The organism is Pseudomonas sp. OG7 (genome assembly GCF_014192825.1).
GTDB lineage: Bacteria > Pseudomonadota > Gammaproteobacteria > Pseudomonadales > Pseudomonadaceae > Aquipseudomonas > Aquipseudomonas monteilii.
In genome coordinates, this window is the sequence record NZ_JACHYK010000001.1 from 635,968 (window position 1) to 658,552 (window position 22,585).

At 63.7% G+C, this 22,585-nt stretch carries 20 protein-coding genes and 1 riboswitch; of the genes, 13 read left to right on the plus strand and 7 right to left on the minus strand.

Going from position 1 to position 22,585, the window contains the following annotated elements:
* Positions 1–15: 15 nt before the first annotated feature.
* From FHW75_RS02925 to FHW75_RS02940, 4 genes are read right to left on the minus strand one after another with little or no spacing between them, the layout of a single operon-like run.
* The gene (locus FHW75_RS02925) at positions 16–984 is read right to left on the minus strand and encodes a hypothetical protein (protein WP_019097687.1); all 969 of its coding nucleotides are present in this window, start codon (positions 982–984) and stop codon (positions 16–18) included.
* A gap of 52 nt (positions 985–1,036) precedes the next feature.
* A complete protein-coding gene (locus FHW75_RS02930) occupies positions 1,037–1,849 on the minus strand; it encodes an aldo/keto reductase (RefSeq protein ID WP_019097688.1) in 813 nt (270 codons plus the stop codon).
* Positions 1,846–3,021, minus strand: coding sequence for an FAD-binding oxidoreductase (locus FHW75_RS02935; RefSeq protein ID WP_025752398.1), 1,176 nt, complete (start codon positions 3,019–3,021; stop codon positions 1,846–1,848). Before FHW75_RS02935 ends, FHW75_RS02930 begins: the two co-directional genes overlap by 4 nt.
* Before the next feature lie 46 nt (positions 3,022–3,067).
* Positions 3,068–3,400 (minus strand): multidrug efflux SMR transporter, encoded by a 333-nt coding sequence (locus FHW75_RS02940; RefSeq protein ID WP_008095055.1) that lies wholly within the window; start codon positions 3,398–3,400, stop codon positions 3,068–3,070.
* An 87-nt stretch (positions 3,401–3,487) separates the two neighbouring features.
* Between FHW75_RS02940 and FHW75_RS02945 the strand changes: the two genes are divergently transcribed.
* The gene (locus FHW75_RS02945; RefSeq protein WP_016712349.1) at positions 3,488–4,378 is read left to right on the plus strand and encodes a LysR family transcriptional regulator; all 891 of its coding nucleotides are present in this window, start codon (positions 3,488–3,490) and stop codon (positions 4,376–4,378) included.
* An 11-nt stretch (positions 4,379–4,389) separates the two neighbouring features.
* Positions 4,390–5,661, plus strand: coding sequence for a lipid IV(A) 3-deoxy-D-manno-octulosonic acid transferase (gene waaA / locus FHW75_RS02950; protein ID WP_019097690.1), 1,272 nt, complete (start codon positions 4,390–4,392; stop codon positions 5,659–5,661).
* A gap of 52 nt (positions 5,662–5,713) precedes the next feature.
* Here waaA and FHW75_RS02955 read toward each other — a convergent pair whose 3' ends face one another.
* Entirely contained in the window at positions 5,714–7,150 is a 1,437-nt protein-coding gene (locus tag FHW75_RS02955) for a TolC family outer membrane protein (protein ID WP_016712347.1), read from the minus strand.
* Between the two features lie 160 nt (positions 7,151–7,310).
* Positions 7,311–7,417, plus strand: a riboswitch (TPP riboswitch).
* Positions 7,418–7,571: 154 nt separating this feature from the next.
* Between FHW75_RS02955 and thiC the strand changes: the two genes are divergently transcribed.
* Both thiC and cytX read left to right on the plus strand, forming a co-directional pair.
* Positions 7,572–9,452: a phosphomethylpyrimidine synthase ThiC gene (gene thiC / locus FHW75_RS02960; RefSeq protein ID WP_183673109.1), complete on the plus strand. Its 1,881-nt coding sequence runs from the start codon at positions 7,572–7,574 to the stop codon at positions 9,450–9,452.
* A gap of 149 nt (positions 9,453–9,601) precedes the next feature.
* Complete coding sequence (gene cytX, locus FHW75_RS02965) at positions 9,602–10,885, plus strand: putative hydroxymethylpyrimidine transporter CytX (protein WP_027610050.1); 1,284 nt, start codon at positions 9,602–9,604, stop codon at positions 10,883–10,885.
* On the opposite strand, the gene FHW75_RS02970 is transcribed toward cytX, so the two are convergent.
* Positions 10,854–11,600 (minus strand): RsiV family protein, encoded by a 747-nt coding sequence (locus tag FHW75_RS02970; RefSeq protein ID WP_019097693.1) that lies wholly within the window; start codon positions 11,598–11,600, stop codon positions 10,854–10,856. The two genes, cytX and FHW75_RS02970, sit on opposite strands and share 32 nt — an antisense overlap.
* A gap of 196 nt (positions 11,601–11,796) precedes the next feature.
* Here FHW75_RS02970 and FHW75_RS02975 point away from each other — a divergent pair, with 196 nt between their 5' ends.
* The 9 genes from FHW75_RS02975 (at position 11,797) to FHW75_RS03015 (ending at position 21,001) form a co-directional block, all read left to right on the plus strand.
* Positions 11,797–12,414 carry an NUDIX domain-containing protein gene (locus FHW75_RS02975; RefSeq protein WP_016712343.1) on the plus strand — a complete coding sequence of 206 codons (618 nt, stop codon included), beginning with the start codon at positions 11,797–11,799 and terminating at the stop codon, positions 12,412–12,414.
* Positions 12,405–12,857 carry a DUF1249 domain-containing protein gene (locus tag FHW75_RS02980; RefSeq protein WP_025752404.1) on the plus strand — a complete coding sequence of 151 codons (453 nt, stop codon included), beginning with the start codon at positions 12,405–12,407 and terminating at the stop codon, positions 12,855–12,857. The genes FHW75_RS02975 and FHW75_RS02980 overlap by 10 nt, the downstream gene beginning before the upstream one ends.
* 1 nt (position 12,858) lies before the next feature.
* A complete protein-coding gene (gene cpdA, locus FHW75_RS02985) occupies positions 12,859–13,656 on the plus strand; it encodes a 3',5'-cyclic-AMP phosphodiesterase (protein WP_026020382.1) in 798 nt (265 codons plus the stop codon).
* A gap of 146 nt (positions 13,657–13,802) precedes the next feature.
* Positions 13,803–14,411: a YqiA/YcfP family alpha/beta fold hydrolase gene (locus tag FHW75_RS02990; RefSeq protein ID WP_016712341.1), complete on the plus strand. Its 609-nt coding sequence runs from the start codon at positions 13,803–13,805 to the stop codon at positions 14,409–14,411.
* A gap of 35 nt (positions 14,412–14,446) precedes the next feature.
* On the plus strand, positions 14,447–16,351 hold the full coding sequence (gene parE, locus FHW75_RS02995; RefSeq protein ID WP_016712340.1) for a DNA topoisomerase IV subunit B: 1,905 nt from the start codon (positions 14,447–14,449) through the stop codon (positions 16,349–16,351).
* Positions 16,348–17,334, plus strand: coding sequence for an esterase-like activity of phytase family protein (locus tag FHW75_RS03000; protein ID WP_019097696.1), 987 nt, complete (start codon positions 16,348–16,350; stop codon positions 17,332–17,334). The genes parE and FHW75_RS03000 overlap by 4 nt, the downstream gene beginning before the upstream one ends.
* Entirely contained in the window at positions 17,331–17,849 is a 519-nt protein-coding gene (locus tag FHW75_RS03005; protein WP_019097697.1) for a TIGR02281 family clan AA aspartic protease, read from the plus strand. The genes FHW75_RS03000 and FHW75_RS03005 overlap by 4 nt, the downstream gene beginning before the upstream one ends.
* Positions 17,850–17,859: 10 nt before the next feature.
* Positions 17,860–20,118 carry a DNA topoisomerase IV subunit A gene (gene parC, locus FHW75_RS03010; RefSeq protein WP_016712337.1) on the plus strand — a complete coding sequence of 753 codons (2,259 nt, stop codon included), beginning with the start codon at positions 17,860–17,862 and terminating at the stop codon, positions 20,116–20,118.
* A 172-nt stretch (positions 20,119–20,290) separates the two neighbouring features.
* Positions 20,291–21,001 (plus strand): membrane integrity-associated transporter subunit PqiC, encoded by a 711-nt coding sequence (locus tag FHW75_RS03015; RefSeq protein ID WP_025752408.1) that lies wholly within the window; start codon positions 20,291–20,293, stop codon positions 20,999–21,001.
* A 109-nt stretch (positions 21,002–21,110) separates the two neighbouring features.
* Here the strand turns inward: FHW75_RS03015 and FHW75_RS03020 are convergent, their stop codons facing one another.
* Complete coding sequence (locus FHW75_RS03020; RefSeq protein ID WP_019097699.1) at positions 21,111–22,571, minus strand: AhpA/YtjB family protein; 1,461 nt, start codon at positions 22,569–22,571, stop codon at positions 21,111–21,113.
* Between the last annotated feature and the right edge of the window lie 14 nt (positions 22,572–22,585).

Here is a 22,585-nt window from a genome sequence, read left to right on the forward strand (position 1 = left end):
AAAGCAGCCCCAATATCACTTATTCAGGCTAGTACGCGCCCGCTCCAGCAGCGCCCGCGCTTTGTCACCAAACCGCTGCAAGTGCGATGCCCGCAACGGCTTGGGCTCCACCAACCCCTGCTGTTTCACCCAGTCCTTCCAGCGCACTCGCTCGTCCTTCACCACCCAGCCTTCCTGCCGTGCAAAACTCTCTGCCAGGTACAGCCCACGCGTACTCGCCGGCACCAGCTCATCCTTCTTCAGCGTATACAGCTCCGCCAGCGGTTGGCCGTCCTTCAACGGCATCAGGTACAGGTCTGGCCGTTTGCGGTTGAGTCGCGCTACCAGCTGGCCGCTCTCCAGTCGCTCATCGACGTGGAACAGGCTCAGTTTCTTGGCTTCACGGGGCACCTGCAGGCGCATGTCGTAGATCAGTTGCAGCGAGGCGGTGGGCAAGTGCACATAGGCCCGTGGCCGCTCCAGTAGCATCAGGTTGCCGCAGTGCACGGGGCGGGCGGCGCCGGACTGCGGGGTCAGCAGGAAGTGCGGTGTTTCGCGATAGTGCAGGGCGGCGGCATACGGCACGGGCAGCCAGGTATCGTTGAAGCGCCCGCCCAGCCAGCCTTCCGGGGTTTCCAGCAGGCATTCCTCAGCCACTTCCTGCACCGCCGTGTGCAATGGCAGGTTCAGCTCCTGTGCCGGTACATAGCCGGAAATCAGTTTCAGCACCACATCGCCCCGGTCTTGCCGGCGCTGGCGCACCAGCACCCAGTAATCGCGGTTTTGCCAATGCAGGGTGAGGCGCACCGACACGCCCAGGTTGGCCAGTTCGGCCACGAAGTGCTGCGTGTCGGGTAGCTGGATGGCCTTGCGCCGTTGCTGGGTCTGGGCAAAGTTGAGCGGCATGCCGATACTTTGATAAATCAGCCCTTCGGGCGTGGCCTCGACATGCAGCGGCAGTGTCTTGAAGTTGCTCGGGTTCTTGCGGATCAGCGTTCGCGCCACGAGGCTCCTCCTTGCGTCGGGTCAGTCGCCAGGCCCTTGGGCCTGGGGAAACTCAATGCTGGCCCAGGATACGGGCGATGGTGGCCACATTGTGGGCCAGGTGCAGCGGGTTGATGGTGCCGACGATAGCACTGCTGACGCCCGGGTGGGCGAACAGCAGTTCGAAGCTGGCCTGCACCGGGTCAACGCCCGGGGCCAGGCAGACATGTCCACTGGCCAGGGCCTTCTTTATCAGGATGGCCTTGCCGTGCTCGGCAGCGTAGTCCAGTACCGGGCGTTCTGCCTGCTCGTTGAGGTTGTAGGTGACCATGGCGCAGTCGCCCTGTTCCAGTGCTTTCAGGCCGCCGGCCACGGTCTTGCCAGACAGGCCGAAGCCGAGGATCTTGCCCTCCTGCTTAAGTTCAGCCAGGGTCTGGTAGACCTCCTGCTGTTCGAGGATCGCCAGGTCATTGCCGTCGGAATGCACCAGCACCAGTTCGATGCGATCGGTTTCCAGGCGGCGCAAGCTGCGCTCCACCGAGCGACGTGTGTGGGCGGCGCTGAAGTCGAAGTGCGACTGGCCGCTGTCGAATTCTTCACCGACCTTGCTCACGATCACCCACTCATCGCGTTGGCCGCGCAGCAGGGGGCCCAGGCGTTCTTCGCTGCGGCCATACGCCGGGGCGGTGTCGATCAGGTTGATGCCCAGCTCGCGGGCCTGGGCCAGCAGCAGGCGGGCTTCGTCATCGCCGGGGATGGTGAAGCCGGTGGGGTACTTCACGCCTTGGTCGCGGCCCAGCTTGACCGTGCCCAGGCCCAGCGGTGAAACCTTGAAACCGGTGCTGCCCAGCGGGCGGTGGAAGTCGTGCAGGGTTGGCAGGGTCATGGCAGCAGTTGCTCCCAGGCCGGCACACCCAGCGGTGGGCGTGGCAGGCCGGCCAGTTCGGCTTGTGCCTGCGGGCGGATACCGTCGCGCTCCAGGTGGCTGATGACCCGGTCGCTGAAGTCCGGCGCCAGGGCCAGCTTGGTCGGCCAGCCCACCAACAGGCGTTGCTGGTCGGCGAGGAAGGCGTTGTCCGGGCGCACCAGGCCGGACTGCGCAGGTTCGGCGCGGTCGACGCGCAAGGTGGCCCAACGGACCTGGCTTTGGTCTACCCATGGCAACAGGTTGGCTATTTCCTTCTGCGCCGCCGCAATCTGTGCCGCCGGCTCACGTGCCACGCCATCGGCTTCGGCCAGATCCCCGCCCAGGTACCAGACCCATTGGCCATCAGCAGCCGGGTGAGTCGTCACTGTTACCCGTGGCTTGGGGCCGCCGCCCAGGCAGTGTGCATACAGCGGCTTGAGGTTAGGGCCCTTGGCCATGACCATGTGCAGCGGGCGAATTTGCATCGCAGGCAGCTTCAGGCCCAAGGCATGCAGCAGGTCCTCGGTGCCGGCACCGGCGCTGAGCACGATACGCTGGGCACGGATGTCGCGGCCATCGACGCGCAGGCCGACCAGTTCGTCGCTTTCGCGTAGCGGCTCGATGCGTTCCCCGGCCAGCAGGCTGTCGCCCGCCAGGTCGGCCAGGTTGGCCAGCAGGCTTGGTACGTCGATGACCAGTTCGGCCAGGCGATAGACCTTGCCCTTGAAAGCGCGGTCTTGCAGGGCGGGCGGCAGTTGCTCGCCTTTTACCTGGTCGACCCGGCCGCGCACGGCCTTGCTCGCGAAGAAGCTGGTGAGGTTGCCGGCCAGAGTGCCTGGCGACCACAGGTAGTGGGCCTCGGACAGCAGGCGGGTGTTGCTCAGGTTCAGCTCGCCGCTACCGCTCAAGGCTTCGCGCCAGCGGCGCGGCATGTCGGCGATGGCTTCCGAAGCACCGGTGAGGGCACCTTGCAGGGCGTACTTGGTACCACCGTGAATGATGCCTTGAGACTTGATGGTCTGCTCGCCGCCAAGGCTGGCGCGTTCCACCAGCACTGTCGAATACCCCAGGCGGCGCAGGCGGGCATTGAGCCAGAGGCCTGCGACCCCGGCGCCGACGATCAGCACGTCAGTGGAAATGGCAGATGGCATGGCGGTACCTCGAAGACTGGGACAGCTGACAAGTATACAGGCAGCTTCAGTGCCCGGCAGTCTTGGAAAACAGCTGAATCACCACCACCCCACCCACGATCATCGCCATGCCCAGCATCGCCGGTACATCCAGCTTCTGCCCGTAGATCACCAGCGCCGCCACACTGATCAGCACGATCCCCAGCCCGGACCAGATGGCGTAGGCAATGCCCACCGGAATGCTGCGCACCACCAGGGTCAGCATCCAGAACGCGATGCCATAGCCAACCACCATCAGCAGCAACGGCAATGGCGTGCTCAGGCCCTTCACTGCTTTCATCGAAGCGGTGGCAATGACTTCGGCGCAGATGGCGATGGCGAGGTAGGTGTAGGCATTCATGGCAGGATCCTCCGGTAACTGGTCGGGCATTCTAGACGCTACCTGAATGGGGTAAAGTCATTACCTATCAGTAGGGGAGATAGGTTGATGGCAGAGCAATGGAATCTTGAGCAACTGCGCACCTTCCTGCGCGTCGCTGAACTGCGCTCGTTTTCTGCCGTGGCCCGGGAGCAGCGCAAGGCGCAGTCGGCCATCAGCAGCGCGATTGCCCTGCTTGAAACCGACCTGGGGGTCACCCTGTTCGAGCGCAGCAGTGGCCGGCAGCCGAAGCTGACCGAAAACGGCAGTGCACTGCTGGAAGATGCCCGCGAACTGTTGCGCCAGTGCGAGCGCCTGGATGGCCGCGCCCTTGCGTTGATGCGCGGGCAGGAGGCTTTGCTGCGGGTGGCGCAGGACGAAGCCATGCCTTATCAGCCGGTGATCGACAGCCTCGACGAACTGGCCAGCCGCTATCCATTTCTAGAAGTGCAATTGGCCAGTGGTGCGCAAGGTGATGTGGCGCGCAAGCTGGTGGAGCGCCGCGCCGACCTGGGCCTGTTCTTCCACCACGAAAGCATGCCGGCATCGCTGGAGCGGCGCGCCCTGGGCAGTGTGGAGATGGTCACGGTGTGCGCTGTCGGCCATCCGCTTGCAGGTGAGGGCCGGGTCACCCGCCAGCAACTGGCCCGCCACCGACAACTCCTCATCACGCCACAGCAAAGCGGTTACCCCGGTGGCGAAGCAGTCAGCCCGCAGGTGTGGCGTGCCGACAGCTTCTACGCCATGGCCGAACTGTTGATGCGCGGCCTGGGCTGGGCCTGGTTGCCGCGGCATGTGGTGCAGTACCCGACTTACCAGGCGCACATGGTCGAACTGGACAGCGAGTGGCGCCCGCCGGCACTCGTGGCAGAACTGGCCTGGCGCCGTGATGAGCCGCTGGGGCCTGCGGCGCAGTGGCTGGCCGAGCGCTTTGCAGTGCACTTGCGTGCGATCGGGTAAACTCCGCCGCCATGAACAGAACACTCTATACCTTGCTATTTCACCTGGGCCTGCCGCTGGTTGCGCTGCGCCTTTACCTGCGCGCACGCAAGGCGCCGGCCTATGGCCAACGCATCGGCGAGCGCTTTGCCTTCAAGCTGCCGGCCATGCGCCAGGGTGGCATTTGGGTGCACGCGGTATCGGTGGGCGAAAGCATCGCAGCAGCGCCGATGGTGCGTGCCTTGCTCAAGGCCTACCCGGGCCTGCCGATCACGCTTACCTGCATGACGCCGACCGGTTCCGAGCGCATTCGCGCCATGTTCGCCGACGAACCACGCGTGCAGCATTGCTACCTGCCCTACGACCTGCCCTGGGCGGCCGGGCGCTTTCTCGACCATGTGCAGCCGAAGTTGGGCATCATCATGGAAACCGAGCTGTGGCCCAATCACATTCACCAGTGCGCCAAACGCGGCATCCCGGTGGCGCTGGCCAATGCGCGGTTGTCCGAGCGCTCGGCCCGTGGCTATGGGCGCTTTGCCAAGCTGACACGGCCAATGCTGGCGGAGATGAGCCTGATTGCGGTGCAGACCGAAACCGAGGCCCAGCGCTTCCGTGATTTGGGCGCGCCCCCTGAGTGCGTGCAGGTCACCGGTTCGATCAAGTTCGACCTGAAGATTGATGAGCAACTGCTCCCGCGTGCCAAGGCACTGCGCGCGCAATGGGGGGCTGAGCAGCGCCCGGTGTGGATTGCGGCCAGTACCCATGAAGGCGAGGATGCGCTGATTTTGCAGGCGCACCGGCAGTTGCTACAGGTGCATGGTGATGCGTTGCTGATCCTGGTGCCGCGCCATCCCGAGCGATTCAATGCGGTGCATGTGCTGTGCAGCGAGCAATTCGCTACCGTGCGGCGCTCTGCCGGCACGCCCGTCGACGCGCAAACCCAGGTATTGCTTGGCGATACGATGGGTGAGTTGTTGTTCCTGTATGCGCTGGCCGATATTGCCTTTGTCGGTGGCAGCCTGGTGGCGACGGGTGGGCACAACCCGCTGGAGCCGGCAGCACTGGCGTTGCCGGTGCTGATGGGGCCGCATGTGTTCAACTTCCTTGAAATCAGCGCGATGCTGCGTGAGGCGGGGGCGTTGCAGCAGGTGGACGATGCCGACGGGCTGGCCGGGGCAGTGCGGCGGTTGGTCGAGTTGCCGCAGGATGCACAGCGCATGGGCGAGGCGGGCAGGGCGGTGATGCGGGCCAATCAGGGGGCATTGCAGCGGTTGCTTGATGGGCTGGGCGCGCTCCTGCGCTGATTTTTGTGTGGCCTTCTTCGCGGGTAAACCCGCGAAGAATCCAGCATCTATATCAAGGCCTGCGCTCAAAGTTCTTGGCAGCCGCCGCAGCCAAGTCCGGCGGCAGGAAGTCCTTGTCCGGGTTGTAGTCCGGCTTCAGGTAGCGCTTGAGGTCCTGCAGATCTTGCGGGCTGAGGGTGCCGGCCGCCTGCTTCAGACTCAGGTTGTCGAGGATGTAGTCATAGCGGCTGTTGTTGTAATCCCGCACCGAGGTGTACAGCTGGCGCTGGGCATCGAGCACGTCGACGATGTTGCGGGTACCCACCTGGTAACCGATTTCAGTGGCTTCCAGCGCACTCTGGTTGGAGATGATCGACTGCTTGCGCGCCTGCACCTGTTCCACGTCGGTGTTCACCGCGCGGTGCAGGTTGCGGGTGTTTTCCACCACCTGGCGGCGCAGGCTTTCGCGCTGCTGCTCGCTCTGGCTCAGGCGCTGGTAGGCCTCGCGTACTTGCGAGCTGGTCAGGCCACCGCTGTAGATCGGGATGTTCAGCTGCAGGCCGATGCTGGTTTGCTCGACGTCACCGCTATAGCGTGAAACAGGGGCCGGTGCAGGGTTGGTGAAGCCGAAGCTGTCGTTGTCGCCTTTCTGGTATTTGGCCACCGCATCGAGCGTCGGTGCATGGCCTGCCTTGCGCTGACGCAGCGTTTCTTCAGCGGCGGAAACCGCATAGTTGGTAGCCAGCAGGTTGAGGTTCTGGCGCCCGGCGGTTTCGACCCAGGCTTTGGCATCGTTCGGGGTTGGCACCTGTACCGGCAGGGTATGCACTACGCCCTGGATCGAGGTGTATTCGCGGTTGGTCAGGGTGACCAGCGCTTCGAATGCATCCTGCACCTGGCGCTCGGCGATGATACGGTTGGCCCGGGCGGTGTCGTAACTGGCCTGGGACTGCAGCACGTCGGTCTTGTCCGAAAGGCCCACATCGAAACGTTCGTTGGACTGGTCGAGCTGGCGCTTGAAGGCAGCTTCTTCGGCTTTGGTAGCGGCCAGGTTGTCCTGGGCGCGCAGCACGGCGAAGTAGCTCTGCGCGGACTGCAGGATCAGGTTCTGTTCAGTGGCCGACAGCTCCAGTGCCGCCTGTTCGTTGACCGCTTCGGCAGCCTGCAGCTGGAACCAGCGGTCCGCGCGGAAGATCGGCTGCGCCAGGGTGGCGCTCCAGGTATTGCCGCTGCGGTTGGTGGTGGCAGACGGCTCGTCCAGCTTGGTGCGGGTGTTCATCATCTCGGCGCCAGCCGACAGGTTGGGCAGCAACCCGGCGCGGGCCTGTGGCACCACTTCGCGGCGGGCGCCGTAATCGGCGCGGGCGGCGGCCAGGTCGGCGTTGTTGTCCACCGCTTCCTGGTAGACGCTGACCAGGTCGGTCTTCACTGTCGGGGGCACGTCCGCTGCCCAGACCACTCCGTTGGACGCACAAGACACGGCTATCGCCAGTGAGAGTTTGCGCAGCATAGAGGCAATCCTTGTACGAAATTTAATTACTGAACTGTTGAGTATCGGATGACGGGCCAGTGTAGTGCCATGCGCCCCCGGCAACAATCGCCAGGTGTGCCTTTCATCAACCGCGCATTTACCCGCTTGGCTTTGCCGACCACTCCAGTCTAGACTGCGCATGTTCTTGTCGGGGTGCCTTGAAGCAAAGGCTGAGATCGCAGAGGTGCGGATCCCGTTGAACCTGATCAGGTTAGCGCCTGCGTAGGGAACAAGATTGCTCGCCTTCCCGGGGAGCCTCTTGTGCCAGGTCCGGGAATGTCGCAGCTGCATGCAGCTTCAGGCACCCCCATATCCGGCACTGCACCCATCATGGGTGTGTCCGCGCCATTCAGGTTCACCCCGACATTCCACTGCTAGGAAGCCGTCTGGAGAGCCTGTGATGACCAAACAAGAAAAAGCGATCAACCTCAGCGAATCGGCACAAGTCGATCAGCAGTCCGTGCAACCGTTCCCGCGTTCGCGCAAGGTGTATGTCGAAGGCTCGCGCCCGGATATCCGTGTGCCCATGCGTGAAATCAGCCTGGACGATACCCCGACCGATTTCGGTGGCGAAACCAATGCCCCGGTGCTGGTCTACGATACCTCTGGCCCGTACACCGACCCCAACGTGATCATCGACGTGCGCAAGGGCCTGGCCGACGTTCGTTCGGCGTGGATCGACGCCCGTGGTGACACCGAGCGCCTGGACGGCCTGAGCTCCGATTTCGGCCAGCAGCGCCTGAACGATGCCGAACTGGCCAAGCTGCGCTTTGCCCACGTGCGCAACCCGCGCCGCGCCAAGGCCGGCGCCAACGTCTCGCAGATGCACTATGCCCGCCGTGGCATCATCACCGCCGAGATGGAATACGTGGCCATCCGCGAAAACATGAAGCTGCAGGAGGCCCGCGCCGCCGGCCTGCTGAAAGAGCAGCACGCCGGCCACAGCTTCAGCGCCAACATCCCGAAAGAAATCACCCCCGAATTCGTCCGCCAGGAAATCGCCCGTGGCCGCGCGATCATCCCGGCCAACATCAACCACCCGGAAGTGGAGCCGATGATCATCGGCCGCAACTTCCTGGTGAAGATCAACGGCAACATCGGCAACAGCGCCCTGGGTTCCTCGATCGAGGAAGAAGTGGCCAAGCTGACCTGGGGCATCCGCTGGGGTTCGGACACGGTCATGGACCTGTCCACCGGCAAGCACATCCACGAAACCCGCGAGTGGATCATCCGCAACTCGCCGGTGCCGATCGGTACCGTGCCAATCTACCAGGCGCTGGAAAAGGTCAACGGCGTGGCCGAAGACCTGACCTGGGAGCTGTTCCGCGACACCCTGATCGAGCAGGCTGAACAGGGCGTGGACTACTTCACCATCCACGCCGGCGTGCTGCTGCGCTATGTGCCGCTGACCGCCAAACGTGTTACCGGCATCGTCAGCCGTGGTGGCTCGATCATGGCCAAGTGGTGCCTGGCGCACCACAAGGAAAACTTCCTGTACACCCACTTCGACGAAATCTGCGAAATCATGAAGGCCTACGACGTCAGCTTCTCGCTGGGTGACGGCCTGCGCCCTGGCTCGATTGCCGATGCCAACGACGCCGCGCAGTTCGGTGAGCTGGAAACCCTCGGCGAGCTGACCAAGATCGCCTGGAAGCACGATGTGCAGTGCATGATCGAAGGCCCGGGCCACGTGCCGATGCAGTTGATCAAGGAGAACATGGACAAGCAGCTGGAGTGCTGCGACGAGGCGCCGTTCTACACCCTCGGCCCGCTGACCACCGACATTGCACCGGGTTACGACCACATCACGTCGGGCATTGGTGCGGCGATGATCGGCTGGTTCGGTTGCGCCATGCTGTGCTACGTCACGCCCAAGGAGCACCTGGGCCTGCCGAACAAGGACGACGTGAAAACCGGCATCATCACCTACAAGATCGCCGCGCACGCCGCCGACCTTGCCAAGGGCCACCCGGGCGCGCAGATTCGTGACAACGCCTTGTCCAAGGCGCGCTTCGAGTTCCGTTGGGAAGACCAGTTCAACCTGGGCCTGGACCCGGACACTGCCCGTGCCTTCCACGACGAGACCCTGCCGAAGGAATCGGCCAAGGTCGCGCACTTCTGCTCGATGTGCGGGCCGAAGTTCTGCTCGATGAAGATCACCCAGGAAGTGCGTGAATACGCCGCCAGGATCGAGACCGTGGACGTGTCGGTCGAAGAAGGCATGCGCGAGCAGGCCGAGCGGTTCCGCCAGGAAGGCAGCCAGCTGTACCACAAAGTGTAAAAGCGCCGTTTCTCCACTGTGGGAGCGGGCTTGTCCCGCGAACGCGTCAGCTGCGCCAACGCGTTTGGCAGGCCTGACGCCTTCGCGGGGCAAGCCCGCTCCCTGAGTGGGTCGGCGAAACCCTATCAATCCTTCTGGCGAACATAACAATGACCACCCCCAGCCAATTTTCCCCCGACCACCCGGTCCCCACCCACCAGCGCATCTTCGGTGCCCGCGACCTGTTCTCGCTGTGGTTCTCCCTCGGCATCGGCCTGATGGTGCTGCAGGTAGGCGCCATGCTGGCCCCCGGTCTGGGCCTGGCGGGCGCAGTGCTGGCCATCGCACTGGGCACCGGCGTGGGCGTGCTGTTGCTGGGGGCTGCCGGTGTGATCGGCAGCGACACCGGCCTGTCGGCCATGGGCACCCTGAAACTCAGCCTGGGCGGCCACGGCGCGCGCTTGCCGGCGCTGCTCAACCTGCTGCAACTGGTCGGCTGGGGCGCGTTCGAGATCATTGTCATGCGCGATGCTGCCAGCCTGCTGGGCGCGCGCGCCTTCGGCGAAGACAGTGCCTGGAACAGCCCGATGCTGTGGACCCTGTGCTTCGGTGCCCTGGCCACCTTGCTGGCAGTGAGCGGGCCACTGGCCTTCGTGCGCAAGGTACTGCGCGCCTGGGGTATCTGGTTGCTGCTGGGTGCTTGCGTCTGGCTGACCTGGAACCTGTTCGCCAAAGCTGATCTGGCTGATCTGTGGAGCCGCGCCGGGGACGGCTCGATGTCGCTGGCGGTAGGCTTCGACATCGTCATTGCCATGCCCCTTTCGTGGCTGCCGCTGATCGCCGACTACTCGCGCTTCGCCCGCAACGGCAAGCATGTATTTGGCGGTACGGTAGTGGGCTACTTTATCGGCAACACCTGGCTGATGAGCCTGGGCGTGGCTTACACCCTGGCCTTCGCTGCCAATGGCGAGGTCAATGCCCTGCTGCTGGCCCTGGCGGCCGCCGGCATGGGTATTCCGCTGTTGCTGATTTTGCTGGACGAGTCGGAAAAGGCCTTTGCCGACATCCATTCGGCGGCCGTGTCCACCGGTGTGCTGGTGCCGGTGAAGGTCGAGCACCTGGCCTTGGCCATTGGCGTGCTGTGCACCCTGATCGCTTTGCTGGCGCCGCTGGCCCAGTACGAGAACTTCCTGCTACTGATCGGCTCGGTGTTCGCGCCGCTGTTCGGCGTGGTGCTGATGGACCACTACGTGGTGCGTCGCCGTCGCCTGCCGGCCCAAGTGGGGGGTTTGCACTGGCAGGCGCTGCTGGCCTGGGTGGTGGGTGTGGCGGCTTACCATGTCATTGCTACACAGGCGCCGGACTTCGGGGCGACCCTGCCGGCACTGGTGCTGGCAGGGCTGCTGCACGGGCTGCTGAGCCTCAGCCGCGACCGGGAAACAGTTCAGGCTTGAGCACGCCATTCAGGCGTGGGTAGGGGATCTTCAGTTCCACGTGGCCCATGGAATAGGGCGCGATGGCGTAGACCTCATACTTGACCACGACTGCGCCGTACGTCAGGGCGATGTGCGGCGATTTCTTGAACGGCCAGGTTTTGACGAACTCGGCGTCCTTGTCCATGCCCACGCTCATCAGCCAGGCCCGGTGCGACTCCTCGACGGTTTTCCAGAAGGTGTCTTCCTGGCCGGGCACCAGCATGTCCTGCAGGGTCAGCACCTTGTCCAGCTTGCGCGAATAGTTGATGAAGCCACGCCCCGGCATGCCGTGGGCGCCACCGCTGTCCAGGTAGCTGGACAATTCGATGATCACCAGCCCGTCATGCTGCTCGCGTACCTTGGCTTGCAGGTAGCTGCTGTTACGTTTGTCGGCACTGGCCAGGTATTGCTGCTCGTAGGCCTGCAGGGTGCTCGGCGCGGTGCCATGCTGATTGTCTTCGGTCAGTTGCAGCAGGCGTTTTTCGACGATGGCGTCCAGCTTTGGCAAGGCCGGGAAGTGGACCATGTCGATGTTTACCAACGGGCAGTCGCTTTCGCTGCAGCCGGGTTTCACGTGCTCCCAGGCGTCGCGCTTGACCTCGAGCGGGGCTCGGTAGTTGGGCGTGAACAGGCTCTGGCAGGCGCTCAGAGCGAGTGCCAGCACAGCCACGGAAGTCAGTTTGACAAGTGTCATGATGATCCTTGCAGAACAGGGAAAAGTCGGCCTTTGACCGTCTGCGCAGCCTTCAGTTCGCCACTAAGCTAACAGAGTGAAGACCTGCTGTCCCGAGTGCGCCAGCGGTTGGCAGAAAGGGATGAAACCGGCAGGCGTGCAGAGTAGGATGGCGCGATGCAGTAACCAGGCGGTTGATGTAGCAACGAGGATTTCCATGTCAGACACATTGAATTCGGTGCCCAAGGCGGTCGAGATCGTCAAACGGGCCAACTGTTTCCAGGGCTTCTACAAGCTCGACAAGGTGCACCTGCGCCATGAGCTGTTTGCCGGAGGCATGGGCCGCGAGATCAGCCGCGAACTGTTCGTGCGCCACGATGCAGTGTGTGTACTGCCTTACGACCCGTTGCGTGATGAAGTGGTGCTGATCGAGCAGTTTCGCGTTGGCGCCATGGGCAAGATCGATAACCCCTGGCTGATCGAGATGGTCGCCGGGCTGATCGACAAGGACGAACAACCTGAGGAAGTTGCCCACCGCGAAGCCGAAGAAGAAGCTGGCCTGACGTTCACTGCACTGTGGCCGATGACCCGCTACTTCCCGTCGCCCGGCGGCAGTGACGAATACGTTCATCTGTTCCTTGGCCGGTGCAGCAGCGAGGGGGCGGGCGGCCTTCATGGCCTGGAAGAAGAGGGCGAAGACATTCGCGTGCGCGTGTGGTCGTTCGAAGACGCCTTGCAGGCCGTGCGCGACGGGCGTATCTGCAACGCGGCGACCATCATCGGCCTGCAATGGCTGGCGCTGAATCGCGACGAAGTACGAGGGATGTGGAAGTGAACCTGCTGCGCGAGCGCTATCGAGTCGATCTGGTCGGGCTGCAGGCAGCCTGCGAGGCCAACTACGCCCGGCTGATGCGCCTGTTGCCCGACATGCGCACCACCCAGAGCTCGCGTCGTATCGGCATGACCCAGGGTGACCAGATGCTCGGTGTGCTCGTGCTCGATGTGGTGCTGGCCTGCCCGTACACCACCACCCTGCATGTACGTCAGGAGCACAGCCTGCCGTGGCTGCCTGTGCCGCACCTGGAAGTGCAGGTGTACCACGATGCGCGCATGGCCGAAGTGGTGAGCGCCGAACACACGCGGCGCCTGCGCAGCATCTATCCGTACCCTAACAAGGCCATGCATCAGCCGGACGAAAAGGCCCAGCTCAACCTGTTCCTCGGTGAATGGTTGAGCCATTGCCTGGCTTGCGGTCACGAACTGGCAAGTGTTCGCTGACATGCGGCCAGACCTGACGCGCCCTGTGCATGTGGTGCAACTGACCGACGCTCACCTTTTCGCCGATCCGGCCGGCAGCATGTTGGGCCTTAAAACCCGTGACAGCCTGAGCCATGTGGTGGCCCAGGTGCAGCGTGAGCAACCGCTTGTCGACTTGCTGCTGTGTACGGGCGACCTGTCCCAGGATGCCAGTGTTGCCTCTTATGAAGCGTTTCGTGAGCTGACCGCGCCATTTGCCGTGCCCACCCGCTGGTTGCCGGGCAACCATGACGAAGCCCGGGTCATGGCCGAAGTGGCCCCGGAGCTGGTGCAGGCGGTAACCGATATCGGCGCCTGGCGTATTGTCATGCTCAACACGGCAGTGCATGGCGCGACACATGGCCTGCTGGCGGATGACCAGCTGGCCGTGCTGCAAGCCGCGCTGGAAGGGGCGGGCGAGCGCCATTGCCTGGTGTGTTTCCACCATCAGCCGGTAGACATCGGCTGCGCCTGGATCGCGCCGATCGGCTTGCGCAACGCCCAGGCACTGTTCGATATCGTCGAGGCTTATCCACAGGTGCGGGCGTTGCTGTGGGGGCATGTGCATCAGGAATGGGATGAAGTACGCGATGGCCGGCGCCTGCTGGCTACGCCGTCGACCTGCATTCAGTTCGCGGCGCGCAGTGAGGAATTCCAGGTGAGCGAAGAGCAGCCTGGCTACCGCTGGTTGCGCCTGCATGCTGATGGGCGGCTGGAGACCGGGGTGGAGCGGGCGCTGGATTTCACCCTTGCCCTCGATTTTGATAGCCCAGGATATTGAAGAATTCGGGGCGCGGAGCTGCCCCGGCTCTCTTGAAGAAATTGTTGCGAAACCCGTGACACTGCGTCAAAACCCGGCGAACGCGCTACACTGCGCGTCCCTGCGCCCGCATCATCAGGCGCAACGCCACAGTTTCCGGGGGCAGCATGTCGGGTTCCATCCTCTATATCCATGGCTTCAACAGCTCGCCGCTTTCCACCAAGGCGCGCCAGCTCGAGGCTGTGATGCAGCAACTGGGGCTGTCGGCCCAGCTACGCGTGCCAGCCTTGCACCACCACCCGCGCCAGGCCATCGCCCAGCTCGAAGCGGCTATCGCAGAACTCGGTGCGCCATTACTGGTGGGCAGCTCGCTCGGCGGCTACTATGCCACCCATCTGGCCGAGCGCTATGGCCTGAAAGCGCTGCTGGTCAACCCGGCGGTAACCCCGCACAAGCATTTCGACGGTTACCTGGGCACCCAGCGCAATCATTACAGTGGTGAAACCTGGGAGCTGACCCACGATCACGTGAAGGCCCTGGCCGAGCTGGAAGTACCGGCCCCGGTCGATGCCAGCCGCTATCAAGTGTGGCTGCAGACCGCCGATGAAACCCTGGACTATCGCCACGCCGAGCACTATTACCGTGCCTGTGCCCTGCGCATCCAGGCCGGTGGCGACCACAGCTTCCAGGGCTTCGCCCAGCACCTGCCGGCACTGCTGGCCTTCGCCGGCATTGCCCGCGGGCAGTATGCGGCGCTCGACTTTTCTGTATTTTGATTTTTTTGCATTCACCAGACTGACGAAGAGACCCTATGGCCAATCCCAGCGCTAGCGCCTATAACGCAGACGCCATCGAAGTCCTCTCGGGCCTTGACCCGGTCCGCAAGCGGCCGGGCATGTACACCGATACCAGCCGCCCCAATCACCTGGCCCAGGAAGTCATCGACAACAGCGTCGACGAAGCCCTGGCTGGCCACGCCCGTTCGGTGCAGGTCATCCTGCATGCCGACCACTCGCTGGAAGTTAGCGACGATGGCCGCGGCATGCCCGTGGACATCCACCCGGAAGAGGGGGTGTCCGGGGTCGAGCTGATCCTCACCAAGCTGCACGCCGGCGGCAAGTTCTCCAACAAGAACTACCAGTTCTCCGGTGGTTTGCACGGTGTCGGTATTTCGGTGGTCAATGCCCTGTCGACCCAGGTGCGTGTGCGCGTCAAGCGCGACGGCAACGAATACCAGATGACCTTTGCCGATGGCTTCAAGGCCAGCGAGCTGGAAGTGGTCGGCTCGGTCGGCAAGCGCAACACCGGCACCAGCGTCTACTTCAGCCCCGACCCGAAGTACTTCGACTCCCCCAAGTTCTCCATCAGCCGCCTCAAGCATGTGCTCAAGGCCAAGGCCGTGCTGTGCCCGGGCCTGCTGGTCAGCTTCGAGGACAAGGCCAGCGGCGAAAAGGTCGAGTGGCACTATGAGGACGGCTTGCGCTCTTACCTGGTCGATTCGGTCAACGAGTTCCAGCGCCTGCCCGACGAGCCGTTCTGCGGTAGCCTGGCCGGTAACAAGGAAGCCGTTGACTGGGCCTTGCTGTGGTTGCCGGAGGGCGGCGACAGCATCCAGGAAAGCTATGTCAACCTGATTCCGACCGCCCAGGGCGGTACCCACGTCAACGGCCTGCGCCAGGGGCTGCTGGATGCCATGCGCGAGTTCTGCGAGTTCCGCAACCTGCTGCCGCGTGGGGTGAAGCTGGCACCGGAAGACGTCTGGGAACGCATCACCTTTGTGCTGTCGATGAAGATGCAAGACCCGCAGTTCTCCGGGCAGACCAAAGAGCGCCTGTCTTCGCGTGAAGCGGCAGCGTTCGTTTCCGGCGTGGTCAAGGACGCCTTCAGCCTGTGGCTCAACGCCCACCCCGAGCTGGGCATGCAGCTGGCCGAGCTGGCCATCAGCAACGCCGGACGCCGCCTCAAGGCCAGCAAGAAGGTCGAGCGCAAGCGCATCACTCAGGGCCCGGCATTGCCCGGCAAGCTGGCCGATTGTGCCGGCCAGGACCCGATGCGTGCAGAGCTGTTCCTGGTCGAGGGTGACTCGGCCGGTGGCTCGGCCAAGCAGGCGCGGGACAAGGAGTTCCAGGCGATCCTGCCGCTGCGCGGCAAGATCCTCAACACCTGGGAAGTGGACGGTGGCGAAGTCCTGGCCAGCCAGGAAGTGCATAACATTGCCGTGGCCATTGGCGTTGACCCCGGTGCCACCGACCTTGCGCAGCTGCGCTACGGCAAAATCTGCATCCTCGCCGACGCCGACTCTGACGGCCTGCACATTGCCACGTTGCTGTGCGCGCTGTTCGTTCAGCACTTCCGGGCGCTGGTCGAGGCCGGGCACGTGTATGTGGCCATGCCGCCGCTGTACCGCATCGACCTGGGCAAGGAAATCTACTACGCCCTCGACGAAGCCGAGCGTGACGGCATCCTCGATCGCCTGGTGGCCGAGAAGAAGCGCGGCAAGCCGCAGGTCACCCGGTTCAAGGGCCTGGGCGAGATGAACCCGCCACAGCTGCGCGAAACCACCATGGACCCGAACACCCGGCGCCTGGTGCAGTTGACCCTGGATGACGTGCAGGCCACCTGCGAGCTGATGGACAAGCTGCTGGCCAAGAAGCGCGCCGGCGACCGCAAGAGCTGGCTGGAAACCAAAGGCAACCTGGCCGAGGTCATGGTTTGATTCGGCAGTTTCTTGCCGTTTGCCTTGCGCTGGTTGCCCTGCCGAGCCTGGCGGGCAACTGGCCCGAGCTGAAGCTCAGTGCCGAACACCCGATCGACGGCATGCGCGGTGGCAACCTTTCGGGCCTGGTGGAATGCCGGGGCGGGCTGTGGGGCGTGTCCGATCGCGACGACGACCGTATCTACCGCTTTGACCAGCAAAACCCGACCTGGCGCGCGCAACCGCTGACCTTTACCCCGCCATCGCCACCGGAAAGCGGGCTGCCGTGGGGCCTGAAGTCGCGCAACTGGGCGGCGTCGTACATTCGCGGAGGCGAGCTGGACTTCGAGGGCATCACCTGTGATCAGGCGGGTAACCTCTACCTGGCCAGTGAAGCCCATGCCGCCGTGTTGCAGTTACCCGTTGACGGCGAACCGGACTGGTTGAAGATCGACCCGGCCATGGTCCGCCAGGCCCGCGCCAGCGGCATGCTGCTGAACTTCAATGCACTGTTCGAAGGCCTGGCGATCAACCCGGCGGGCGACCGCCTGTGGCTGGCCGCCGAGCGCGAACGGCGTGGCCTGGTAGCCATCGAACGCCAGCAATCGGTATGGACTTGCGGGCGCAGCTGTGTGCTGTTGAGCGAGGCCGGGGTCGAGATGCAGCCGGCGCAAATGCCCGATGCCCGAGCGCTTTCGCGTGATTTTTCCGACCTGGCCTGGTTCGAGGGCAAGCTGTTTACGCTCGAACGCAACGCCTACCGGGTGTGCCGGCGTGATGTCGATAGCGGCAAGGTCGAGCGCTGCTGGTCGTTTGCAGCAGATGCCCTGGTGGAGTCGCGCCGCTACGCACAACCGTTCGGACTGGCTGAAGCGCTGGTAATCGATGCCAAGGGCGCTTGGATTGGCCTGGACAACAACAACGGTGCCCGTGCCGATGGCGAAACCCGCCCGATCGTCTGGCGCTTCGATGCGCCGGAAGGCGGCTGGAGCGCCAAGCCATGAGCCAGACGCCGGGCAAGCGCGCGGGCAGGGTGCTGATGGTTGTCGCCTGGGCGGCGGCACTGTTTCTTGCTACGCGTTTTTTCGGCCAGTGGGAAGACAGCCAGCGTAACCCCAATACCCAGGTGCAGTCCGAGCATGGCGAAGGTTTTATCGAGGTACGCCTGCTGAGCAACGGCCAGGGCCACTTCGTGGTGGATGGCGCCATCAACGGCCAGGTGGTGCATTTCATGCTCGACACCGGCGCTACCGACGTGGCCATCCCCGAGGCATTGGCCCGGGACCTGAACCTGGAGCGGGGCAGCCCGGTCCTGCTCAGCACCGCCAACGGACGCACCGAGGGCTACCGCACACGCCTGGCCAGCCTGCAACTGGGCGACATCCGCCTGCAGGGCGTACGCGCAATCGTGGTGCCAGGCCTGGACGGGCCAACTGTATTGCTGGGCATGAGTGCCCTGAAACAACTTGAATTTACCCAGCGCGGCGGCACCATGCTACTGCGCCAGAACCTGAAATGACGAGGCCCGCATGAGCGACTCACTGGAACTCAGCCTGGACGGCGTAGAACGCCGCTCGCTGGCTGACTTCACCGAACAGGCCTACCTCAACTATTCCATGTACGTGATCATGGACCGCGCCTTGCCGCATATCGGCGACGGCTTGAAGCCGGTGCAGCGACGCATCGTCTACGCCATGAGCGAGTTGGGGCTTGATGCCGATGCCAAGCACAAGAAGTCGGCGCGTACCGTCGGTGACGTGCTCGGTAAGTTTCACCCCCACGGCGACTCGGCCTGCTACGAGGCCATGGTGCTGATGGCGCAGCCGTTCAGCTACCGCTACACCCTGGTCGACGGCCAGGGCAACTGGGGTGCGCCGGACGATCCGAAGTCGTTCGCCGCCATGCGTTACACCGAGGCGCGCTTGTCGCGCTACGCCGAAGTGCTGCTTAGCGAAGTCGGCCAGGGTACCGTCGACTGGGTGCCGAACTTTGACGGCACCCTGCAGGAGCCGGCCGTGCTGCCCGCGCGCCTGCCCAACATCCTGCTCAACGGCACCACCGGTATCGCCGTGGGCATGGCCACCGACGTACCGCCGCACAACCTGCGTGAAGTGGCCAGCGCCTGTGTGCGCCTGCTCGACGAGCCAAAGGCCACCATCGAGCAGTTGTGCGAGCACATTCAGGGGCCGGACTACCCGACAGAGGCCGAGATTGTCACGCCTCGGGCGGAAATCCTCAAAATGTACGAGAGCGGCCGTGGCTCGATCCGCATGCGTGCCGTGTACCGCGTCGAAGATGGCGATATCGTCGTCACCGCGCTGCCGCATCAGGTTTCCGGGGCCAAGGTGCTGGAGCAGATCGCCGCGCAGATGCAGGCCAAGAAGCTGCCGATGGTCGCCGACCTGCGTGACGAGTCGGACCACGAGAACCCGTGCCGTATCGTCATCATTCCGCGTTCCAACCGCGTGGATGCCGACGAGCTGATGCAGCACCTGTTCGCCACCACCGACCTGGAAAGCAGCTACCGGGTGAACGTGAACATCATCGGCCTCGACGGTCGGCCGCAGTTGAAGAACCTGCGTGCCATCCTGGTGGAGTGGCTGGAGTTCCGTACCAACACGGTTCGCCGCCGCTTGCAGCACCGCCTGGACAAGGTCGAGAAGCGTCTGCACCTGTTGGACGGTTTGCTCACCGCGTTCCTCAACCTGGATGAAGTGATCCATATCATCCGTACCGAAGAGCACCCCAAGCAGGCGCTGATCGAGCGCTTTGAGCTGACCGAGATTCAGGCTGACTACATCCTCGAGACCCGCCTGCGACAGCTGGCACGCCTTGAAGAGATGAAGATCCGCGGCGAGCAGGACGAGCTGCTGAAGGAGCAAGCCAAGCTGCAGGCCTTGCTGGGTAGCGAGGCCAAACTGCGCAAGCTGGTGCGTAGCGAACTGATCAAGGATGCCGAAACCTACGGCGACGACCGCCGCTCGCCGATTGTCGAGCGCGCCGAAGCCAAGGCACTGTCTGAAAACGAACTGATGCCGACCGAGCCGGTTACCGTGGTGCTGTCCGAGAAGGGCTGGGTGCGTTGTGCCAAAGGCCACGATATCGACGCTACCGGCCTTTCCTACAAGGCTGGCGACGGTTTCAAGGCCGCTGCGGCCGGGCGCTCCAACCAGTTTGCCGTGCTGATCGACTCCACCGGCCGCAGCTACTCGCTGGCCGCTCACAGCCTGCCATCGGCGCGTGGCCAGGGCGAGCCGTTGACGGGCCGCCTGACGCCGCCACCGGGGGCGACCTTCGAATGCGTGCTGCTGCCTGATGACGATGCACTTTATGTGGTGGCATCGGATGCCGGTTACGGCTTTGTGGTCAAGGGCGAAGACCTGCAGGCCAAGAACAAGGCCGGTAAGGGCTTGCTCAGCCTGCCCAACGGCGCCAAGGTCATGACCCCGCGCCCGGTGGCCGACCGCGAGCAGGACTGGCTGGCGGCAGTCACCACCGAGGGCCGCTTGTTGGTATTCAAGGTCAGCGACTTGCCGCAGCTGGGTAAAGGCAAGGGCAACAAGATCATTGGCGTGCCGGGCGACCGGGTGGCCAGCCGTGAAGAATTTGTCACCGATCTGGCCGTGATTCCCGAAGGTGCAACACTTGTATTGCAAGCCGGCAAGCGTACCCTATCTCTGAAAGCGGACGACCTGGAGCATTACAAGGGCGAGCGCGGACGGCGGGGCAGCAAGCTGCCACGCGGCTTCCAGCGCGTCGATGGGTTGCAGGTGGAAGTACCGGCTTAACCGGTAGAAATGTCTGGAACGGCAATTTCAGCGCCGTTCCGGGCAGAAATGCTGGAGTCGGACGGTTATTTCGCGGATGATATGGCCCTTGCGGTGCCGACGTAGTCGTGTGCCCGTTTGAATCTATATGTATCACTGCGGTGTGCCTGAAGGCGACCGCCTGGATGGGATGATGAAATTTCTGCGCCTTCCATTTGCGCTGTTGATGACTGGCCTGCTGGGCCTTGGCGGGTGCACCATGCATCAGCCGGTTGCCCTGTACCAGCTCGACAGTGGTGATCCTGGCCAGCCTTCGCAAAGTGCAGGCATGGCCGTGGTACTCGGCCCGGTATCGGTTGCCGATTACTTGCAGCGCGAGACGTTCCTGCAACGTCAAGCCGATGGCAGCCTGAGCGCAGCGACCGACGGTCGCTGGGCGGGCAGCCTTTCGTCGGATATCGACCAACTGCTGGTGCGTCAGCTTGCCTGGCGCCTGGACAGCCAGCGTGTGGTGTTGGCTCCGGCAACCGCTGGTTTCAGCCCGGATGTACAAGTGCTGTTGTCGATCACCCGCCTGGACTCGGGTAAAGACCAGCCGGCCATTCTCGATGCCCAATGGCGTCTGCTGGACCGCCGTGGCCATGTGCGTGACAACCGCATCATTCACCTTGAGCAGCCGCACGAGGGTAGCGAGTCGTCGCAGGTGCAGGCCCAGGGCCAACTGCTGCAGAAGCTGGCTGAGCAGCTGAGCACGGCGGTGAAGCCATTGGCCAACCAGCCGGCAATTGCCGAAGAGTCGCCTAAAAAGCCCGCAGCGCCGGTGCAAGTGAAGAAGGCGCCGGAGAAGTCCAAGATCCCGATGGCTTCGCCGATTCGTACCGATATGGAAGTCTATCGGTTCTGATTGAACTGCCAGCCACAAAAAAGCCCGCGATGATGCGGGCTTTTTTGTGGCTGCAGGCTAGAGGCGGACTTTGTGGGAGCGGGCGTGCCCGCTCCCACAGGGGTAACTATCAGGCCCTGCGCTCGTGCATCCGCGCCAACTGCCGTTCCAGCATCGACGGGTAAGGCTCCATCAGGCGCTCCACGCAGCAGGCACCCTCAGGGCTGGCAATCGGGCGAATACGCGCACGCTGGCGAATCAGCGCGTCATCGCTGATTTGCCGCTCCACCAGCAACAGGTTGCGGCTGTGCTGCGACAGCGCCAAGGCATCCTGGGCCTTTTCGGCCATGAGCAGGTCCACCATCTCCAGCCCTTGCAGGTCGTTGCCCAAGGCCAGGCCCAGCTGTAGCTGCAGGGTGATGCCGCTGTCGGCCACTTCAATCTGCAGGGCGTGGCCCAGGGCGCGCAACAGCTCGCCGCAGCAGATGGCATTGGTCAGGTAGTCTTCGCCGCACTCGCGGCTGTGGAACAGCACCAGGGTGCTGCCATCGTTCAGCGTGTGGGTTTCACCGTCGTAGAGCGAAGCCGCGTGCTCCAGGCAATCGCGGTAGCGTTCGGTCAGCTCGGTGAGGCGTGTGCGTGGCAAGCGGCGCAACTGCTCCTGCGAGCCCAGTTGCACGGCAAGTACGGCGCTGTACTGCGGTTCGTCAGACTCAACCACTGCAGCGGCCTTGGGCGCACTGTCGTCGTCCAGCAGGCCGGCGAAGGCATCGTCGTCATCCTCGTCTTCCACCGCGGCAACCTTGGCGCGTGGTGCGGCCTTGGGGGGCGGTGAAGCCTCGTGCAGGTCGTCGTATTGCGCGTCGTCCTCTTCCTCCAGCTCGGGCTCTGGCGGTGGCGGCGGGGCCAGGCGCGCATGCAGCTGGCGGGCGATATCGCCGATCTCGTCCTGACGGTCGGTGGCCGGGGTGTAGGGTTGCGGGTCGCGCAGCCATACCCGCAACTGCAGCAGCGGCAGGGTAATGAAACGGCCCTGGCGCAGGCTCAGGGTCAAGGCGAGCACCAGCAGGATAGCGGCAAGGATGCCCATGCTCTGCAGGCTGATCAGCATCGGCTGCTGGAACTGGCTCATGTCCAGGCTTATGCGCAGTTGCCCGGCAGTGACGTCCTGGAAGGTGATCTTGGTCTGGTACAAGCCCTCGGCCTCACCCAGCAGGCTGTTGCGCGGGCGCTGGCCGGCTTCGGCGAGGATGCGGTTGTCCACACTGTAGATCGCCGCATGGGCCACCAGTGGGTTTTTAACCAGGTTACCCAGCAGCACGTTGAGGCTGAGGATGTCGTTTGACACCAGCAGCTCGGTTGCCGACGTGGCCGTCTGGGTGGTCAGGCTCTGGCCCAGGGCATCGGCCTGCTCATGCATGGCCTGCTTGAACTGCAGGCCCATGACGCAGGCATAGATCACCAGCGCCAGCGCCACCAGGAAGATGTTGGTGCAGGCGATCCGCAGTGCCAGCGGCACGCGACGTTGACTCAGGGCACGATAGATCATCAGGAAGAAGTTGTCTGGTTTGACGGGCGTGGGCCGGTTCACTGAGCTCGGCTCTT

What these genes read in the sequence shown, in the direction of transcription:
- FHW75_RS02930 (WP_019097688.1), bottom strand. Translation starts at nt 1,849, where the DNA reads ATGACCCTGCCAACCCTGCACGACTTCCACCGCCCGCTGGGCAGCACC.
- FHW75_RS02935 (WP_025752398.1), bottom strand. Translation starts at nt 3,021, where the DNA reads ATGCCATCTGCCATTTCCACTGACGTGCTGATCGTCGGCGCCGGGGTC.
- FHW75_RS02940 (WP_008095055.1), bottom strand. Translation starts at nt 3,400, where the DNA reads ATGAATGCCTACACCTACCTCGCCATCGCCATCTGCGCCGAAGTCATT.
- FHW75_RS02945 (WP_016712349.1), top strand. Translation starts at nt 3,488, where the DNA reads ATGGCAGAGCAATGGAATCTTGAGCAACTGCGCACCTTCCTGCGCGTC.
- waaA (WP_019097690.1), top strand. Translation starts at nt 4,390, where the DNA reads ATGAACAGAACACTCTATACCTTGCTATTTCACCTGGGCCTGCCGCTG.
- FHW75_RS02955 (WP_016712347.1), bottom strand. Translation starts at nt 7,150, where the DNA reads ATGCTGCGCAAACTCTCACTGGCGATAGCCGTGTCTTGTGCGTCCAAC.
- thiC (WP_183673109.1), top strand. Translation starts at nt 7,572, where the DNA reads ATGACCAAACAAGAAAAAGCGATCAACCTCAGCGAATCGGCACAAGTC.
- cytX (WP_027610050.1), top strand. Translation starts at nt 9,602, where the DNA reads ATGACCACCCCCAGCCAATTTTCCCCCGACCACCCGGTCCCCACCCAC.
- FHW75_RS02970 (WP_019097693.1), bottom strand. Translation starts at nt 11,600, where the DNA reads ATGACACTTGTCAAACTGACTTCCGTGGCTGTGCTGGCACTCGCTCTG.
- FHW75_RS02975 (WP_016712343.1), top strand. Translation starts at nt 11,797, where the DNA reads ATGTCAGACACATTGAATTCGGTGCCCAAGGCGGTCGAGATCGTCAAA.
- cpdA (WP_026020382.1), top strand. Translation starts at nt 12,859, where the DNA reads ATGCGGCCAGACCTGACGCGCCCTGTGCATGTGGTGCAACTGACCGAC.
- FHW75_RS02990 (WP_016712341.1), top strand. Translation starts at nt 13,803, where the DNA reads ATGTCGGGTTCCATCCTCTATATCCATGGCTTCAACAGCTCGCCGCTT.
- parE (WP_016712340.1), top strand. Translation starts at nt 14,447, where the DNA reads ATGGCCAATCCCAGCGCTAGCGCCTATAACGCAGACGCCATCGAAGTC.
- FHW75_RS03005 (WP_019097697.1), top strand. Translation starts at nt 17,331, where the DNA reads ATGAGCCAGACGCCGGGCAAGCGCGCGGGCAGGGTGCTGATGGTTGTC.
- parC (WP_016712337.1), top strand. Translation starts at nt 17,860, where the DNA reads ATGAGCGACTCACTGGAACTCAGCCTGGACGGCGTAGAACGCCGCTCG.
- FHW75_RS03015 (WP_025752408.1), top strand. Translation starts at nt 20,291, where the DNA reads ATGAAATTTCTGCGCCTTCCATTTGCGCTGTTGATGACTGGCCTGCTG.